We start from the raw sequence: 15,940 nt of genomic DNA on the forward strand, positions 1-15,940 counted from the left end.
GAGACAGACGGTCTCAGGGCCCACCGACAAACCACCGACAAGCGACCGACAAGGGAACGACAAGCCGCCGACGGACCGTGCCGGGCCCCCGGGCACGGGAACGGCCCGCCGACTGGGGGAAGGCCGGCGGGCCGTCGTGGTACCGCTGTGGCTCTAGTGGACGGAGTGCTCCTCCTGCGGGAACGTTCCGCCGACGACGTCCTCGGCGAACGCCTTCGCCGCGCCGCTCATGACCTCACGCAGGTCGGCGTACTGCTTCACGAACTTGGGGACGCGTCCGCCGGTCAGACCCAGCATGTCGGTCCACACCAGCACCTGCGCGTCGGTCTCGGGGCCGGCCCCGATGCCCACCGTCGGAATGTGCAGCACCCGCGTCACCTCGGCCGCCAGCTCCGCCGGGACCAGCTCCAGCACCACCGCGAACGCGCCCGCGTCCTGCACGGCCTTCGCGTCCCGCAGCAGCTGCTGGGCCGCCTCCTCGCCCCGCCCCTGCACGCGGTAGCCCATCGCGTTGACGGACTGCGGGGTCAGGCCGATGTGCGCCATGACCGGGATGCCGGACTCGACGAGCAGCCGGATCTGCTCGTGCGACCGCTCGCCCCCCTCCAGCTTCACGGCCTGCACGCCCGCCTCCTTCACCAGCCGGGTCGCCGAGCGCAGCGCCTGCACGGGACCCTCCTGGTAGGAGCCGAAGGGCAGGTCGCCGACGATCAGGGCGCGCGAGGTGCCCCGTACGACGGCCGCCGACAGCATGGTCATCTCGTCGAGGGTGACGGGCACGGTCGACTCGTACCCCAGGTGGCAGTTGCCCGCCGAGTCGCCGACGAGCATGACCGGGATGCCGGCCTCGTCGAAGACGGACGCGGTCATCGCGTCGTAGGCGGTGAGCATGGGCCACTTCTCGCCCCGCTCCTTGGCGGCGGCGATGTCCCGCACGGTGATACGGCGGGTGCCCTTGCCCCCGTACAGCGTCTTGGCGCTCTGGGCAGCCGAAAGCTGCGTCATTGCACGGCTCCTCACACGTCATCTCGAGGCGCCCTGACGGCGTCCCCGGACCACGTCCATGGTGGCACCTCGTGCCAAGCAGGGCTAGGGCCTGTCGTTTGGATCACGGCGCAGGGAATCGGCAGCACTTCTTCGACGCCGGTGAGCGGGGCCTGGTGCGTGCAGCTGCAAGGCGGAGGAGGGAGTCGACGCGGAGCGTCGGCGACCGACGAGAACGCGGCAGATGTGCGTGCCAGGCCCCGCGTCTGCGGCGTGATCCAAACGACAGGCCCCAGGGGAGGTCCTGTGAGTTCCGCCCCGGCGCCCCGAGGCGGCCGTGCGGGTAAGAGCTCGGTAAGGGCATTACAATACGAGACGGTCTCGTATCGAAATGGTTCTACGCTCGGCGGTATGACTACTCCTGCCGACCGCGCCGCCCCCACCGGCCCCCGGATACCGGAAGCGGTGCACCGGCGCCGCTGGGCGATCCTCGGTGTGCTGATGCTCAGCCTGCTGATCGTCGTCCTCGACAACTCGATCCTCAACGTCGCCATCAAGACGATCTCCACCCCGGCCCCGACCGGCCTGGGTGCCACGCAGAGCGAGCTGGAGTGGGCGATCAACGCCTACACCCTCGTCTTCGCGGGCCTGCTGTTCACCGCCGGACTGCTCGGCGACCGGCTCGGCCGCAAGAAGGTGCTGCTCGGCGGGCTCGCCGTCTTCGGCGTCGGCTCCGCGCTCGCCGCGTTCTCCGGCTCGCCGGGGGAGCTGATCGCCTTCCGGGCCGTGATGGGGCTGGGCGCCGCGTTCGTCATGCCCGCCACCCTCGCCGTCCTCATGAACGTCTTCGAGCGCGAGGAGCAGCCGAAGGCCATCGGCATCTGGGCCGGCGGCGTCGGCCTCGCGATCGCCATCGGCCCGATCACCGGCGGTGTCCTGCTGGACCACTTCTGGTGGGGCTCGGTCTTCCTCATCAACGTCCCGATCGTGCTGCTCGCCATCGCGCTGATGCTGTGGCTGGTGCCCGACTCCCGCGACCCGAAGCCGGGCCGCGTCGACCCCGTCGGCGTCGTGCTGTCCGTAGTCGGCCTGGTCCTGCTCGTCTACGGCATCATCAAGGGCGGCCAGCTCGCCGACTTCACCGACGCCACCGTGCTGTCGACGATCGGCGCCGGCCTCGCCGTCCTCGTCGCCTTCGTGGTGTTCGAGAAGCGCAGCGACCACCCGTCCGTCGACGTCACGTACTTCAAGAACAAGGTCTTCTCGTCCGCCATCGCCGCCATCGCGCTGGTGTTCTTCGCACTGATGGGCGTGACCTTCTTCTCCGTCTTCTACACCCAGAGCGTGCGCGGCTACTCGCCGCTGCAGACCGGCCTGCTGATGCTGCCGCTGGCCGCCGCCCAGATGATCTTCGCGCCCCGCGCCCGGCTTCTCGTCGACCGCTTCGGCAACAAGGCGACCACGACCGCCGGAATGCTGCTCCTCGCCGCGATGCTGGCCGCCTTCGCCACCCTGGACGCGGACACGCCCATCTGGATCCTGGAGGTTGTCTTCTTCCTCATGGGCACCGGCATGGCGCACATCATGACCCCGGTCAGCGTCGTCATCATGCAGGCCCTGCCCCGCGAGAAGGCCGGCTCCGCCTCCGCGCTCAGCAACACCTTCCGGCAGGTCGGCGGCGCCCTCGGCATCGCCGTCCTCGGCTCGGTGCTGTCCACCGCGTACCGCACCGGCATCGAGGACAGGCTCGGCGTGCTGCCGCCCGCCGTACGCCACACCGCGGGCGAGTCCATCGAGGCCACGCTCGGCGTCGCGGCGAAGCTCGGCCCCGAGGGCAAGGCCCTCGTCACCCCCGCCTACGACGCCTTCCTGCACGCGATGCACGTCACCGCCCTGTGGGGCGCGGGCGTCGCCCTCATCGGCACGGTCGTCGTGGCGCTGTTCCTGCCCGGGAAGCCCCCGGCACCCGAGCAGGGGGAGGAGGAGAAGGAGTTGTCGGACGCGCGGTCGTGACCCTGCGCGACAATGCAACCCACGACAGCAACCCACCAGCCGGCAAAGGACGGAGCGACGTGAGCCTCGCCGAACGCCACCCCCCGACCGACGGTCCTCCGAGGGGCCGCCCCAGAAGCGAGGCCGTCGAACGCGCCATCATCGAGGGCGTGATGAGTCTCCTGGAGCAGGGCGTCCCTCTCGGGGAGCTGTCCATCGAGCGCGTCGCCCGCACCGCCGGCGTCGGCAAGGCCACCATCTACCGCCGCTGGAGCGGCAAGGAGGAACTCTTCGTCGACGTCGTACGCGCCGCCGAACTCCCCGACCCGCCGCTCCCCGGCACCTCCATGCGGGACGACCTGGTGGTCCTGCTGGAACAGGTGCGGCTGCGCGGTCTGGCCAACCGGTCCTCGGCGATCCTGCACAGCGTGCACGCCCAGATGAAGAGCAGCCCGAAGATCTGGGCGGCGTACCACGCCGCGGTCATCGAGCCGCGCCGCCGGCGTGGCATGGAGGTCATGCGCCGCGGCCAGGAGACCGGCGAACTGCGCGCGGACGTCGACCTCGACCTGCTCAACGACCTGTTCGTCGGCCCCCTGCTGCTGCGCGCCGTCCTGCACCCGGACGCCGACCTGCCGGAGGGCCTCGCCGAACAAGTCGTCGACACGCTGCTCGAAGGGCTGCGTCCCGGCGTGCGTCCCGACGGCTCACCGTCCGTCAGTTCGGTTCCGCGGCCGTCCTAGTGTGCGCGTTTCGTCACAGCACGCGCTTTCACAGGGGGTGACCGGAACTCCCCGCGCGGACTCGTTCGTCCTCGCCCCCGTACGGCCGTCGACGGACGGCGGGAACGGAACGGATCATCCCCTAGGGTCGTATGGACACGGGGGCGATGGTGTGCACGGCAGGCAGTGAGGCGACGGTATGGCGCAGCAGGCGTACATGACGGAGACGGACAACGGCGGCTCGGGGCCCGAGCGCCGGGGGAACCGGCTTCGGCGCCTGTTCGACCGTATGGCGGGCGGCCGACGGGGCGACCCGAGGATGTGGCGGCGCGGTCTGGTCGTGGCCCTCTGCGCGGTGCTGCTGGCCGTGGTCATGCTGGTGCACTCGCACATCCCCAACTCCATCGGCAACCTGGGCAGCCTCATCGAGACGTTCCTGCCCTGGCTGGGGCTGTTCGTCCCGCTGCTGCTCCTGCTCGCTCTGATCCGCAGGTCCGCGACCGCGCTGATCGCGCTGATCCTGCCGTCGCTGGTCTGGCTGAACCTCTTCGGCGGCCAGCTCAGCGACAAGACCGCCACCGGCGGCGACCTCACCGTTGCCACGCACAACGTCAACGCCGAGAACCCGGACCCGGCCGGCACCGCCCGTGACGTGGCCGCCTCCGGCGCGGACGTCGTGGCCCTGGAGGAACTGACGGCGTCCGCCGTCCCGACGTACGAGAAGGCGCTGGCGTCGACCTACCGCTACCACTCGGTGGAGGGCACGGTCGGGGTCTGGAGCAAGTACCCGCTGACCGGCGTACGCTCCGTCGACATCGACCTGGGCTGGACCCGGGCGATGCGCGCCACCGTGACCGCCCCGTCCGGGCAGGTCGCGGTCTACGTCGCCCACCTGCCGTCGGTGCGCGTCAAGATGGAGGCCGGCTTCACGGCCCGGCAGCGCGACCGGAGCGCCGATGCCCTGGGCGAAGCCATCTCCCACGAGCCGCTGAAGAACGTCGTACTGCTCGGCGATCTGAACGGCACCATGAACGACCGCGCGCTCAACGCCGTCACCTCCCAGATGCGCTCCACGCAGGGCGCCGCCGGCAACGGCCTCGGGTTCAGCTGGCCCGCGTCGTTCCCCATGGCGCGCATCGACCAGATCATGGTCAGGGGGCTGAAGCCGGAGAGCTCCTGGACCCTCCCGGAGACGGGCAGCGACCATCTGCCGATCGCCGCCCGTGTGAAGGTCGCCACAGACGGCTGAGTGCGGCCGTAGGCGGAATAGCAGGCCTGAGAGACTTTGTTCCGTACTTGAACATACGAAGTACGGATCCCCCAGCAAGACTCGAAAGGCTTCCTCATGCCCCTGGCCCTGCTCGCCCTTGCCGTGGGCGCCTTCGGCATCGGTACCACCGAGTTCGTGATGATGGGGCTGCTGCCCGATGTCGCGGACGACCTGCACATCTCGATACCCAGCGCCGGCCACCTGGTGTCGGCGTACGCGCTGGGTGTCGTCATCGGCGCCCCCCTGCTGGCCGCGGTCACGGCCCGGATGTCCCGCCGCACGGTCCTCATCAGCCTGATGGGACTGTTCGTCGCGGGCAACGCCCTGTCGGCCCTCGCGCCCGACAACGGCTGGCTGCTGGCGGCCCGCTTCCTGAGCGGCCTGCCGCACGGCGCCTTCTTCGGTGTGGGCGCTGTCGTCGCGACGAACATGGTCGCCCCGGAGCGCAAGGCGCGCTCGGTCTCCCTGATGTTCCTCGGCCTGACGGTCGCGAACGTCCTGGGTGTGCCGGTCGCGACCCTCATGGGCCAGAACCTCGGCTGGAGGGCGACCTTCCTCGGCGTCAGCGCCATCGGCCTGGCGGCGATCGCCGCGCTCGCGTTCCTGATCCCGCACGACCACGAGCACACCACCGCCCAGGGCCTGCGCGGCGAACTCGCCGCCCTGCGCTCCCTCCCGGTCTGGCTGTCGCTCGGCACCACGGTCGCCGGCTTCGGCGCCCTCTTCTCGGCGTACAGCTACATCACGCCGATGCTCACGGACGCCGCCGGCTACGCCGGTGCCAGCGTGACCCTGCTGCTGGCGCTGTTCGGCGTCGGCGCGACCGCGGGCAACCTGCTCGGCGGCCGGCTCGCCGACCACTCCCTGCGGGGCACGCTCTTCGGCGGCCTGACGTCCCTCGTCGTGGTCCTGGCGCTCTTCCCGCTGCTGATGCGCACGGAGGTCACGGCCGCCGTGGGCGTGATCCTGCTCGGCATGGCCGCCTTCGCCACCGGCTCCCCGCTCCAGCTGATGGTCATGGAGAAGGCCTCCTCGGCCCCGTCCCTGGCCTCCTCCGCCAACCAGGCCGCCTTCAACCTGGCCAACGCCGGCGGCGCCTGGATCGGCGGCCTCGCCCTGGCCGCGGGCTTCGGGGTCACCTCCCCGGCCCTGGCGGGCGCGGCCCTGGCCGTCCTCGGCCTGGCGGTGGCGTCCCTGGCGTACACGGTGGACCGGCGCAGGGCGCCCGCCACCGGACGCGAGCGGATCGTGGCGAGCCACGTGCCGCAGGAGGCGGAAGCGGTGCACCACTGACAGGTGCCGGTACGCCGGCGCGGTGACCCGGGCGGCAGTCCGTGGGGTCGGTCCCACGGACTGCCGCTCTGTGTGTCCGTGGGTTGTCAGGGCGTCGTCGACGGCGGCACATGTTCGTTCTCGTGCAGGGGGACGCCTTCGGCGTAGCTCGTGCACGCGTCGCACCTGGTGAGCAGATCATGCTCGCAGTCGACCACATGGACGAGGAAGCGTTCGGCATCCTCGAGTTGCGCTCGCTGCGTCCGGATCCGGTGGAGTTGCCGCTCGATCGCGTCCTGCCGCTCGGGTTCACCTCGGTGCAGAACCTGCCGGATCTCCGGCAGGCTCATGCCGACGCCCTGGCATGCCCGCAGGACCCGCAGGCGGTGGAGGTGCTCCTCGCTGTAGTCGCGCAGGCCCGACGGGGTGCGGTCGGGCACGACGACGCCCACGGCGTCCCAGTGCCTCAGCACATGCACCGCTACCCCGAGACGGTGAGCGACCTCTCCGATCCTCATGAGGCCATTGTCGCCGCTTGACCTCAGGTCGACCTGAGGTTCTAGCTTCGCCGTATGAACACGAGTGAATGGCGGCTTCCGGATCCTGTCCACGTCACCGTCGACGGGGCGAGTGTCGCGACCTACGTACTGGCTCCCGAGGGGCGGGCTCCGCTGGGGGATGTGGTGTTCTGCCACGGCACGCCGTGGTCGTCCCAGGTGTGGGCGGCAGCCGCACGGCACCTGAGCGGCAGTCATCGGGTGTTCCTGTGGGACATGCCTGGCTACGGCCGATCGACGCAGGATCCGGCGGTACCGGTCGACCTCGCCTCCCAGATGTCGCGGTTCGCTCAGCTGCTCACGCACTGGGGCTTGGACAGGCCCCACGTCGTCGCACACGACATCGGAGGAGCCGTGTCACTCGGGACCCATCTGCTTCACGGCAGGGAGTACGCGAGTCTGTCCCTCTGGGACGCGCTGACGCTCGATCCCTGGGGATCGCCCTTCTTCCGTCTGGTCGCCGACCACGCCGACGTGTTCACGGAACTCCCAGCCGCACTCCACACGGCCCTGGTCAGGGAGTACATCGCCGGCGCGGCACATCACCAGTTGTCAGCCGGTTGGGTGGACGCACTGACTCAGCCGTGGTCGGGGGCCTCGGGGCAGCCGGCCTTCTACCGTCAGATCGCCGCGCTCCGGCCTGAACACACTCGCCCGGTCGCGGAACGCCTGCCGCAGGTGAGCTGCCCGGTGGCGATCGGCTGGGGCGAGCAGGACCCCTGGCTTCCCGTCGACCAGGCAACTCGCTTGCGGGACCTGCTCCCCGGAAGTCCCCCCGTGATGCTGCTGGGCGGGGCCGGGCACCTGGCCCCTGTCGAGGCACCGTCGCGTGTGTCTCGCGCTCTCGGCGACTGGCTCGGCGGCCCGCACGCGTGAGGCTCATCCGGGCCGGCCCCGACCCGGCTGGTGCTGACGGTCAGGGTGAGCCGGACGCCACCTGACCAGCTGTCAGCGCGAGGACCAGTCGGTCGAGTCCGTCGAACTGTCCGTCGAAGTCGTCGGAGCCCGTCGGCGGATCCCCGAGGGGCCGATGGACATAGGCGGTCCGAAGGCCCACCGCCCGCGCTCCCCGCAGGTCCCAGGCGTGGGCGGCCACCATGAGGACGCGTTCCGGTGGGCATCCGGCAGCGTCGACGGCGAGCCGGTAGACCTCCGGCGCCGGTTTGTAGGCGCGGACGGCCTCGGCGGACAGGGCCTGATGCCAGCGCAGCCCCGCATGCGCGTTGAGCCGCAGCAGGGCGGTGCTACTGGCGTTGGAGAGCCCCACCACGGGAAACCGCCGCGCGAGCCGCCCGAGACCGGCGACGGAGTCGCCCCACGGGGGCAGGCGCTGTCCCGCCGTGGCCAGCCGGTCGATGGCCGCCGGATCGTCGATCCCGGCCCGCTCGGCGACACGCCGGGCGGCCTCCGCATCGATGACCTCGGTGTCGGCATAGGGGCGGTGCCCTTGCCGGATGCGTTGCTGCTCGCGCTCGCAGTGCCGCTGCCACAGGCCGACCCACTCGTCGACGGCGGCCTCGCCGGACGCGGGGGCCGCCTCACGCATCGCTGCCCTGAGCCCGCCGGATTCATCGACCAGCGTCCCGAGGACATCGAAGACGACGACCTCGATGCCGTGGATCCCGCTCATGCGTCCTCCTGCCGTTGGCCCACCGTCACCACTTCAACCGGTGACGATATTGCGCGGCGACTTCGTCACCGGTCAAGATGGTGACGTGGATTTCACCTTCGTGAGCGGCGACCCGGCCCTCGACCTGACCGGCACCGTGCTCAGCCGCCGGGACGAGCCCGTCGACCTTCTGACCGCCCCCGTGGATCTCGAACGGTGGGTGGCCGCGTGTGACGGGCTTCCCGACCGGGTGACCGCCGACGGGCAGACCTTCGCGTCGGCGCTGGCTCTGCGAGAGGCGCTCTACCGGCTGGCCCTCGACCGCGTGCTGGAGCGCCCCTTCGACCCCGGCAGCCTCGACACCGTCAACGGTGCGGCTGCGGGGCCGCCGTGCACCATCGAGCTCAGCGACACGGGCCTGCGCACATCGGGGGACCTCCCCGCGGCACTGTCCCAACTGGCCCGGAGCGGAATCACCTTGCTGGCCGACCCCCACACCCGCCTCAAGGAGTGCGGCCGCCCCGACTGCACGCGCCTCTACCTCGACCGCTCACGGGGTGCGCGGCGCGCGTGGTGCGGGATGGAGGAGTGCGGCAATCGCGTCAAGGCGGCGGCCTATCGGGCGCGGAGACGGGGCGCTGCCGACAGCGCGGAGTCCTAGGCAGGGTCACCGAAGTGTCACGCCTGCGCCGGGAGCGATGCGAGGATGACGGCTCCCGGAGACTTGGGCCGTGCCGCCTGGTGGGTCCCCTCCGTCCTGCCCCTGATCCCGGAGCCCGCATTGCCCATACGGACAGGCACCACCCGCCCCATGCCCCTGCTCCTGTCGATCGTGCTCGCCGCCGGCACGCTCACCGGCTGCGCGCTGCGGGAACTCACAAGGGACTGCGGGGGGACCGACGACCGGGTCAAGGAGATGGCCGCGCTCGGCATCCTCGACTCCCGGCCCGCCGGTGCCGCCGTCGCCCGGGGCTTCGAGAAGGTCGACGCCGGCTGCTGGGCGGACAGCGGCGATGTCTCGGTGTACGCCCAGCGGACCTACGCCTTCCCCGGCACGCGGGCCGAAGTCGCCGCGCACTACCGGACGGCAGCGGAACGAGACGGATGGACTCCGGCCCCCGAAGCCTCGTCCGGCGACTTGTGCTTCGCGAAGGAGCGGATGTCCCTGCGGATCGTCTTCCTCACCGCCGAGGGCCTCGCGGAGAACGGCCACGGAAGCCGCCCCGACCTCACGGCCGGGGCAGGCTACTCGATCAGCGCCGACTCGTTCGTGAACAGCGGCGCCGAGGCGGGCTGCTAGAAGCAGGCGGGCTGCCGGAAGAGGCGGGCTGCTGGAAGTCGCGCCCTCAGACCGACTCCCGCCACCCGTTGGTGATCGGCAGCCGCCGGTCCTTCCCGAAGCCCTTCGCCGAGATCTTCGTGCCCGGCGGGTACTGCCGCCGCTTGTACTCCGCCGTGTCGACCATGCGCAGGGTCTTCGTGACCAGCTCCCGGTCGAAGCCGGCCGCCACGATCTCGTCCGCGCCCTTGTCGTGGTCGACGTACAGGTCGAGGATCGCGTCGAGCACCGGGTAGTCGGGGAGCGAGTCCGTGTCGACCTGGCCGGGGCGGAGTTCCGCGCTCGGGGGCTTGGTGATGGAGTTCTCGGGGATCGGCGGGGTCTGGCCGCGCTCCCGGGCCGCCCTGTTGCGCCACTCGGCCAGGCGGAAGACCGACGTCTTGTACACGTCCTTGATGGGGCCGTACGCGCCGACGGAGTCGCCGTAGAGCGTCGAGTAGCCCACCGCCAGTTCCGACTTGTTGCCTGGGGCCAGGACGATGTGGCCCTCCTGGTTGGAGATGGCCATGAGGAGCGTGCCGCGCAGGCGCGACTGGAGGTTCTCCTCCGCCAGGCCCGTCAGGCCCAGCGAACCCATGTACGCGTCGAACATCGGCTCGATGGCCACGGTCCGGAAGTTCAGGCCCGTGCGGTGGGCCATCTCCGCCGCGTCGTCCTTGGAGTGGTCCGAGGAGTACTTCGACGGCATCGACACGCCGTACACGTTCCGCGCGCCCACCGCGTCGCAAGCGATCGCCGCGACCAGCGCCGAGTCGATGCCGCCCGACATGCCGATCAGGACCGACTTGAAGCCGTTCTTCGCGACGTACGCCCGCAGGCCCACGACCAGCGCCGAGTAGACCTCCTCGTCGTCGTCCAAGCGGTCCGCGTAGCCACCGGAGAGCTCCCGCTCGTACGGAGCGAGCGGCTTCTCGGAGAGCACCACGCGGTCGATGCGCAGACCGTCGTCCACCACACCCGTCGGCGCGTCAGCCTGCGCCTCCGGAAGGTCCAGGTCCAGGACCACGCAGCCCTCGGCGAACTGCGGCGCCCGCGCCACGACCTCGCCGTCCTTGTCCACGACGATCGAGTCACCGTCGAACACCAGCTCGTCCTGGCCGCCGATCATGGCCAGGTACGCGGTCGTGCAGCCGGCCTCCTGGGCCCGCTTGCGGACCAGATCGAGGCGCGTGTCGTCCTTGTTGCGCTCATAGGGGGAGGCGTTGATCGACACCAGCAGGCCCGCCCGCGCCGAGCGCGCCGCAGGGACCCGGCCGCCGTCCTGCCAGAGGTCCTCGCAGATGGCGAGGGCGACATCAACACCGTGGACCCGCAGGACCGGCATGCTGTCGCCGGGCACGAAGTAGCGGAACTCGTCGAAGACGCCGTAGTTCGGCAGGTGGTGCTTGGCGTAGTTCAGGACCACCTCGCCGCCGTACAGCACCGCCCCCGCGTTCTGCGGCGCGCCGGCCGGCTGGCCGTACTTCGGCTGGGCGGTCGCGCTGCGGTCGAGATAGCCGACGATCACCGGCAACTCGCCGAAGCCCTCGTCGGCCAGCCGGGTGGCCAGAGCGCGCAGCGCCGCCCGGGAGGCCTCCACGAAGGACGACCTGAGGGCCAGGTCCTCGACGGGATACCCGGTCAGCACCATCTCCGGGAACGCCACGAGATGCGCTCCCTGCTCGGCGGAGTGCCGGGTCCAGCGGACGACCGACTCGGCGTTCCCGGCGAGGTCGCCGACGCTCGAATCGATCTGGTTCAGGGCAAGACGTAGTTGAGGCACGCGCCCAGTGTAATCGTCAGAGCGACGCAATGGGGTGGTGTGAGTGACCCCACACCACCCCGTCCACTCCCGGAGCTCAGCGGCGCCGGTACGACTCGAGGTAGCCGCTCGCGGGCGTGCCCACGCCGGTGACGTCGTCGTAGCCCTTCACAGCCGCGAGTGAGCTGTCCTTGCCCAGGCCGCGCACGGATGTGGCCAGACCGCCGGTGGCGTCGTAGCCGTTCACGAAGTCGACGCGGGCCACGGCGAGGCCGGAGCCCGTCGGGTCGTCGGTGACGTCGTGGTAGACCTTCGAGCCGGCCTTGGCGTAGATCGCCGGGTCGGCGAAGCCGATCGGCTCGCCGCCCCGGGCCTCCTGGGCCAGGGCCTGGATGGCCGCGATCGTCGGCGCGGCGAGCGAGGTGCCGCCGATGCGGTACTCGCCGTACGCCTGCGTCTTCCCGTCCGGCTGGGTCTGCGTCTGGCCGACCAGGAAGTCGGTGTAGTACGAGGAGAACGGCCCGGCGTTGCGGAACACGGTGTCCGGCGGCGGCAGCCGGTCGTCGTGCGTGACCATGTGGGGCGCGTTGTCCAGGCCGGTGACGGTCAGTACGGCGTCCTGAGGTTTCGCAGGGGCGGTTGAGGCCGTGCACAGCGCGGCCCTGGCTTCCCCGCTTCCGGAGAGCCAGGACCGATCGCATGCCGGGTGCCTGCGCCGACAGGCAGCAGCCTCACTGCCGCGTCCAGCCCACGACTGGATCTCATGGAACCGTTCCTGAGCAGTACGCGGCTGGGCCGAGCACTGGCACGCCCCGAACGGTAGTTGGGCGTACTGGTCGTCCGCTTTCGCATCCCGAGCGGCGACACGGATCCTGTCCGTGGTCCGGGTCGGGCGGGCGGAGTCCCTCACGACCTGACCCGGCAGGAACGGCCAGGGGCGACGGAGAGGCCCTGAACCATCGCTCTGGTGGAGCAGGGGCCCCGCACGCTGTCGCCGTACCAGTTGTCGCAGGTCGCAACAGGGACCGTAACCGTCCGCGCAAATGATCCTCAAGGCGTACCGGCTGTCGCCACTCGATCGAGTGGCGTCGCTGTGCCCTCTGTGCGGGTCCTCGCGAGTGGATCACACGACGCCCGCCACTCTCGCGACGAACCGTTCATGTCAGGGGAATGCGAAGCCCAAGAAGCGCCCTGGGCGGGCCAAGAAGTGCCCAAGGAGCCGTAAGGCAGGGTGATTTGAGGCTTAAGTGCCGTACGGGTCCTACGAGCGCGGCGCGGCGCCCCGCTCCTTCAGCAGGTCCGACATCAGGCCGATCTCCGACTGCTGCGCCTCCACCATGCCCTGCGCGAGCCGCTTCTCGACGCCGACCGTGCACCTCTCCACACAGCCCTCGGCCATGTGGACACCGCCCTTGTGATGGTCCGTCATCAGCTGGAGGTAGAAGATCTCCGCCTGCTTGCCGTTCAGCGTGCCGAGCTTCTTCAGCTCGGTGTTGGTGGCCATGCCCGGCATCAGCGCGCCGTCCTTGCCGGAGGCCATGCCGCCCATGTCCATCCAGGCCATCGGCTCGGAGGACACCTTGGGCAGCCCCCACAGGTCGAGCCAGCCGATCATCATGCCGCGCTGGTTGGCCTGCGTCTGGGCGATGTCGTACGCGAGGCGCCGCACGTCCTCGTCCTTCGTGCGGTCGCGCACGATGTACGACATCTCCACGGCCTGCTGATGATGCACCGCCATGTCCCGCGCGAACCCGGCGTCGGCGGACTCGGCGGAAGGGGTCTTGCTGCTGCCGTCGTCCCCGGCGACGGCGTAGGTGATCCCGCCGGCCGCGGCGAGCGCCGTCAGCGCGGCCCCGGCGATCAGACCGGCGTGCCTCACTGCGACAGCCCGTTGGTGCAGGCGGCACCCGGCTCGGGCGTCTGCTCGCCCTGGACGAACTTCTCGAAGAACTTGTCCACGTTCGGGTCGCTCGCGCCGGTCACCGTGCGCTGGTGGCCCCACGCCGACAGCATGATCGGGTCCTTCTGGTCGTCCATCGGGCTCATCAGCGTGTACGGCGTCTTCTTCACCTTCGCCGCGAGCGCGTCGACGTCGGCCTTCTTCGCCTTGGCGTTGTACGTCACCCACACCGCGCCGTGCTCCAGCGAGTGCACGGCGTTGGTGTTGTCGAGCTGCTCGGTGTAGACGTCCCCGTTGCAGTTCATCCAGGCCTGGTTGTGGTCGCCGCCGACCGGGGGCTCGGAGGCGTACTTCACCTTCTTGGTGACATGGTTGCGGGCCAGCTTCCCTTCCCAGGTCCTCACGCCGTCCTCGCCGGTGACGAACTTCCCCTTGCCCGAGGTGTCCTTCGCGGCGGCGGTGTCACTGCCGCCGTCGCCGGACTGGGACCGCACGAGCACGACACCGCCGCCGACGAGACCGCACACCACCACCACACTGGCCGCGATGACGAGGATCCGGTTGCGGCGCTCACGGGACTGCTCGGCGCGCCGCATCTCCTCTATCCGCGCCTTGCGTGCCGTGCTGCTCTTGTTGGCGGAGCCCATGAGGTGCCCTTCGTGGGAAAGGTGGGACGGTCGGGTGAGCTGATCGTAATGGGGGGAGCGGGGCGCCTCGTAGAGCGGCGGAGGGAATGGGCTGAATCGATATGGCACCGACAGGTGCCCGACAGCTTCGGAGATGCGGGGCCCGGATAATTTGAACCGCAGATTCCCATTACCTACGCTGCGTGTATGCGGCTGCTGCGCTCCACCGACCTCGCCCTGCGGGTCCTCATGCGGCTCGCCGTCGCGGGCGAGTCGAGTCCGACGACCCGGGAGGTCGCGGACGGCATGGACGTGCCGTACACGCACCTGGCGAAGGTCGTCGCCGAGCTCCAGCACATGGGGCTGCTCGAGGCCCGCCGGGGCCGCGGTGGCGGACTCACCCTGACGGAGCGGGGCCGTACAGCGTCGGTGGGTGCCGTGGTGCGCGCCTTCGAGGGCGACGGCGACGTGGTCGACTGCGAGGGCAGCACCCCCTGCCCTCTGAACTCCGCCTGCCGGCTGCGCGGCGCCCTGCGCCGGGCCCAGGAGGCGTTCTTCGCCTCACTGGACCCGGTCACGGTCGGGGACATCGTGGCGGAGCCGACCGGGGCGCTGCTGCTGAGGATCTCGCGGGGAAGCCTCTAGTCCGCCCAGGACCTCAGGCCTGCCCCGCCAGCCACAGGTCCGGCCCGAACACCTCGTAGTGGATGTCGGCCGGGGCCACGCCCTTCGCGATGAGCTGGGCCCGTACCGCCCGCATGAACGGCAGCGGCCCGCACAGGTACGCGCGCGTGCCCGGCGCGACCGGGACGCCGGTGAGGTCGACCAGCCCGGAGTGGGTGCCCGAGGGGGCGTCCTGCTCATACCAGAGGTGGACGGCCGAGTCCGGCAGCTTGGCCGCGTAGGCCTCGTGGTCGGCGCGCAGGGCGTGGGTGGCGGGTGAGCGGTCGCCGTGTACGACGGTGACCGGGGCGCGGTGGTCCGATCCGGCGAGGTGCGCCAGCATCGCGGTCATCGGGGTGACGCCGATGCCTGCCGAGGCCAGCAGCAGCGGCGTATCGGGGCCGGCGTCCAGGACCAGATCGCCGTACGGCTCCGACAGTTCGAGGACGTCGCCCTCGCGCACGCGCGCGTGGAGGTGGTTCGAGACCTCGCCGTCGGGAGCGGCGTCCCCGTGCACGCGCTTCACGCTGATCTGCCGGAGCAGCGGACCGGGCGCGCCGGAGAGGCTGTACTGCCGTATCTGCCGGGCGCCGTCCGGGAGGGCGACGCGCACGGAGACGTACTGGCCCGCGAGGAAGTCCCGCACCGGGCCCCCGTCGACGGGCCGCAGCCGGAAGGTGACGACGTCCGCGGTCTCGGGGACGCGCTCGGCGACCTCCCAGGTCCGCCAGCCTGGCCGGCCGCTCTCCTCCAGCAGCCGCTTCTCGACGGCGATCAGCGCGTTCGCCATCAGCCAGTAGACCTCGTCCCAGGCGGCGGCGACCTCGGGCGTCACGGCGTCGCCGAGCACCTCGGCGATGGCGGCGAACAGGTGCTCGTGGACGAGGCCGTACTGCTCGGGGGTGACGCCGAGCGAGGCGTGTTTGTGGGCGATGCGCTGCAGCATCGCGTCCGGCCGCTGCTCCGGACGGTCCAGCAGGTGCGTCGCGAAGGCGGCGACGGAGCCTGCGAGCGCCTGCCGCTGGGTGCCGGCGGCCTGGTTGCCCCGGTTGAAGAGGTCCCGCAGCAGTTCGGGGCGGGCCGCGAACAGGCCGGCGTAGAAGCGCTCGGTGATCTCAGCCAGCGCCGCGCCGACGGCGGGGAGTGTGGCGCGGACGGTGGCGGCGGACTGCTCGGACAGCATCGGGGCTCCTCGGTGCTCGACTGCGCGCACGGTATTTAAAGTTGCATCTGAGATGCAACTTTAGCTGGTGGAGCAACGAAGC

At 70.8% G+C, this 15,940-nt stretch carries 15 protein-coding genes and 1 pseudogene; 8 read left to right on the forward strand and 8 right to left on the reverse strand.

All coding sequences use genetic code 11. The features are described 5' to 3' along the window. Positions 1-153 precede the first annotated feature (153 nt). Entirely contained in the window at positions 154-1,005 is an 852-nt protein-coding gene (gene panB / locus ACFZBT_RS18870; protein WP_391104686.1) for a 3-methyl-2-oxobutanoate hydroxymethyltransferase, read from the reverse strand. A gap of 390 nt (positions 1,006-1,395) precedes the next feature. Here panB and ACFZBT_RS18875 point away from each other — a divergent pair, with 390 nt between their 5' ends. The 4 genes from ACFZBT_RS18875 (at position 1,396) to ACFZBT_RS18890 (ending at position 6,261) form a co-directional block, all read left to right on the forward strand. After that, positions 1,396-2,997 (forward strand): DHA2 family efflux MFS transporter permease subunit, encoded by a 1,602-nt coding sequence (locus tag ACFZBT_RS18875; protein ID WP_391104689.1) that lies wholly within the window; start codon positions 1,396-1,398, stop codon positions 2,995-2,997. Between the two features lie 59 nt (positions 2,998-3,056). After that, positions 3,057-3,719: a TetR/AcrR family transcriptional regulator C-terminal ligand-binding domain-containing protein gene (locus tag ACFZBT_RS18880; protein WP_391104693.1), complete on the forward strand. Its 663-nt coding sequence runs from the start codon at positions 3,057-3,059 to the stop codon at positions 3,717-3,719. Positions 3,720-3,987: 268 nt separating this feature from the next. Further along, positions 3,988-4,947 (forward strand): endonuclease/exonuclease/phosphatase family protein, encoded by a 960-nt coding sequence (locus ACFZBT_RS18885; RefSeq protein ID WP_391104948.1) that lies wholly within the window; start codon positions 3,988-3,990, stop codon positions 4,945-4,947. 96 nt (positions 4,948-5,043) lie between these two features. Then, positions 5,044-6,261: an MFS transporter gene (locus ACFZBT_RS18890; RefSeq protein ID WP_391104696.1), complete on the forward strand. Its 1,218-nt coding sequence runs from the start codon at positions 5,044-5,046 to the stop codon at positions 6,259-6,261. Positions 6,262-6,347: 86 nt separating this feature from the next. Here the strand turns inward: ACFZBT_RS18890 and ACFZBT_RS18895 are convergent, their stop codons facing one another. Next, the gene (locus ACFZBT_RS18895) at positions 6,348-6,758 is read right to left on the reverse strand and encodes a MerR family transcriptional regulator (RefSeq protein WP_391104698.1); all 411 of its coding nucleotides are present in this window, start codon (positions 6,756-6,758) and stop codon (positions 6,348-6,350) included. 54 nt (positions 6,759-6,812) lie between these two features. Between ACFZBT_RS18895 and ACFZBT_RS18900 the strand changes: the two genes are divergently transcribed. Next, positions 6,813-7,673 carry an alpha/beta fold hydrolase gene (locus ACFZBT_RS18900; RefSeq protein ID WP_391104701.1) on the forward strand — a complete coding sequence of 287 codons (861 nt, stop codon included), beginning with the start codon at positions 6,813-6,815 and terminating at the stop codon, positions 7,671-7,673. A gap of 40 nt (positions 7,674-7,713) precedes the next feature. On the opposite strand, the gene ACFZBT_RS18905 is transcribed toward ACFZBT_RS18900, so the two are convergent. Beyond that, positions 7,714-8,427: a haloacid dehalogenase type II gene (locus ACFZBT_RS18905; protein WP_391104703.1), complete on the reverse strand. Its 714-nt coding sequence runs from the start codon at positions 8,425-8,427 to the stop codon at positions 7,714-7,716. 85 nt (positions 8,428-8,512) lie between these two features. On the opposite strand from ACFZBT_RS18905, the gene ACFZBT_RS18910 reads away from it, so the two are divergent. Continuing rightward, a complete protein-coding gene (locus tag ACFZBT_RS18910) occupies positions 8,513-9,067 on the forward strand; it encodes an ABATE domain-containing protein (protein WP_391104706.1) in 555 nt (184 codons plus the stop codon). A gap of 150 nt (positions 9,068-9,217) precedes the next feature. Continuing rightward, positions 9,218-9,706, forward strand: coding sequence for a hypothetical protein (locus ACFZBT_RS18915; protein ID WP_391104709.1), 489 nt, complete (start codon positions 9,218-9,220; stop codon positions 9,704-9,706). Between the two features lie 46 nt (positions 9,707-9,752). Here the strand turns inward: ACFZBT_RS18915 and ACFZBT_RS18920 are convergent, their stop codons facing one another. The 4 genes and pseudogenes from ACFZBT_RS18920 to ACFZBT_RS18935 form a co-directional block, all read right to left on the reverse strand. Then, positions 9,753-11,507 carry an NAD+ synthase gene (locus ACFZBT_RS18920; protein WP_391104711.1) on the reverse strand — a complete coding sequence of 585 codons (1,755 nt, stop codon included), beginning with the start codon at positions 11,505-11,507 and terminating at the stop codon, positions 9,753-9,755. 76 nt (positions 11,508-11,583) lie between these two features. Continuing rightward, a pseudogene (locus ACFZBT_RS18925) lies at positions 11,584-11,988 on the reverse strand (serine protease); the annotation flags it as partial. Positions 11,989-12,747: 759 nt separating this feature from the next. Then, positions 12,748-13,365 carry a DUF305 domain-containing protein gene (locus ACFZBT_RS18930; protein ID WP_391104714.1) on the reverse strand — a complete coding sequence of 206 codons (618 nt, stop codon included), beginning with the start codon at positions 13,363-13,365 and terminating at the stop codon, positions 12,748-12,750. Beyond that, complete coding sequence (locus ACFZBT_RS18935; protein WP_391104716.1) at positions 13,362-14,033, reverse strand: DUF3105 domain-containing protein; 672 nt, start codon at positions 14,031-14,033, stop codon at positions 13,362-13,364. Before ACFZBT_RS18935 ends, ACFZBT_RS18930 begins: the two co-directional genes overlap by 4 nt. 186 nt (positions 14,034-14,219) lie before the next feature. Here ACFZBT_RS18935 and ACFZBT_RS18940 point away from each other — a divergent pair, with 186 nt between their 5' ends. Beyond that, complete coding sequence (locus ACFZBT_RS18940; RefSeq protein WP_391104718.1) at positions 14,220-14,657, forward strand: Rrf2 family transcriptional regulator; 438 nt, start codon at positions 14,220-14,222, stop codon at positions 14,655-14,657. A 13-nt stretch (positions 14,658-14,670) separates the two neighbouring features. On the opposite strand, the gene ACFZBT_RS18945 is transcribed toward ACFZBT_RS18940, so the two are convergent. Further along, positions 14,671-15,858 (reverse strand): globin domain-containing protein, encoded by a 1,188-nt coding sequence (locus tag ACFZBT_RS18945; RefSeq protein WP_391104720.1) that lies wholly within the window; start codon positions 15,856-15,858, stop codon positions 14,671-14,673. Positions 15,859-15,940 lie beyond the last annotated feature (82 nt).

Origin of the sequence: Streptomyces sp. NPDC008137, from assembly GCF_042957035.1 — a bacterium.
Taxonomy (GTDB): domain Bacteria; phylum Actinomycetota; class Actinomycetes; order Streptomycetales; family Streptomycetaceae; genus Streptomyces.

Excerpts from the sequence above, each read along its gene's own strand:
- panB (WP_391104686.1), bottom strand. The coding sequence starts at position 1,005 with ATGACGCAGCTTTCGGCTGCCCAGAGCGCCAAGACGCTGTACGGGGGC.
- ACFZBT_RS18875 (WP_391104689.1), top strand. The coding sequence starts at position 1,396 with ATGACTACTCCTGCCGACCGCGCCGCCCCCACCGGCCCCCGGATACCG.
- ACFZBT_RS18885 (WP_391104948.1), top strand. The coding sequence starts at position 3,988 with ATGGCGGGCGGCCGACGGGGCGACCCGAGGATGTGGCGGCGCGGTCTG.
- ACFZBT_RS18890 (WP_391104696.1), top strand. The coding sequence starts at position 5,044 with ATGCCCCTGGCCCTGCTCGCCCTTGCCGTGGGCGCCTTCGGCATCGGT.
- ACFZBT_RS18895 (WP_391104698.1), bottom strand. The coding sequence starts at position 6,758 with ATGAGGATCGGAGAGGTCGCTCACCGTCTCGGGGTAGCGGTGCATGTG.
- ACFZBT_RS18900 (WP_391104701.1), top strand. The coding sequence starts at position 6,813 with ATGAACACGAGTGAATGGCGGCTTCCGGATCCTGTCCACGTCACCGTC.
- ACFZBT_RS18905 (WP_391104703.1), bottom strand. The coding sequence starts at position 8,427 with ATGAGCGGGATCCACGGCATCGAGGTCGTCGTCTTCGATGTCCTCGGG.
- ACFZBT_RS18915 (WP_391104709.1), top strand. The coding sequence starts at position 9,218 with ATGCCCCTGCTCCTGTCGATCGTGCTCGCCGCCGGCACGCTCACCGGC.
- ACFZBT_RS18935 (WP_391104716.1), bottom strand. The coding sequence starts at position 14,033 with ATGGGCTCCGCCAACAAGAGCAGCACGGCACGCAAGGCGCGGATAGAG.
- ACFZBT_RS18940 (WP_391104718.1), top strand. The coding sequence starts at position 14,220 with ATGCGGCTGCTGCGCTCCACCGACCTCGCCCTGCGGGTCCTCATGCGG.
- ACFZBT_RS18945 (WP_391104720.1), bottom strand. The coding sequence starts at position 15,858 with ATGCTGTCCGAGCAGTCCGCCGCCACCGTCCGCGCCACACTCCCCGCC.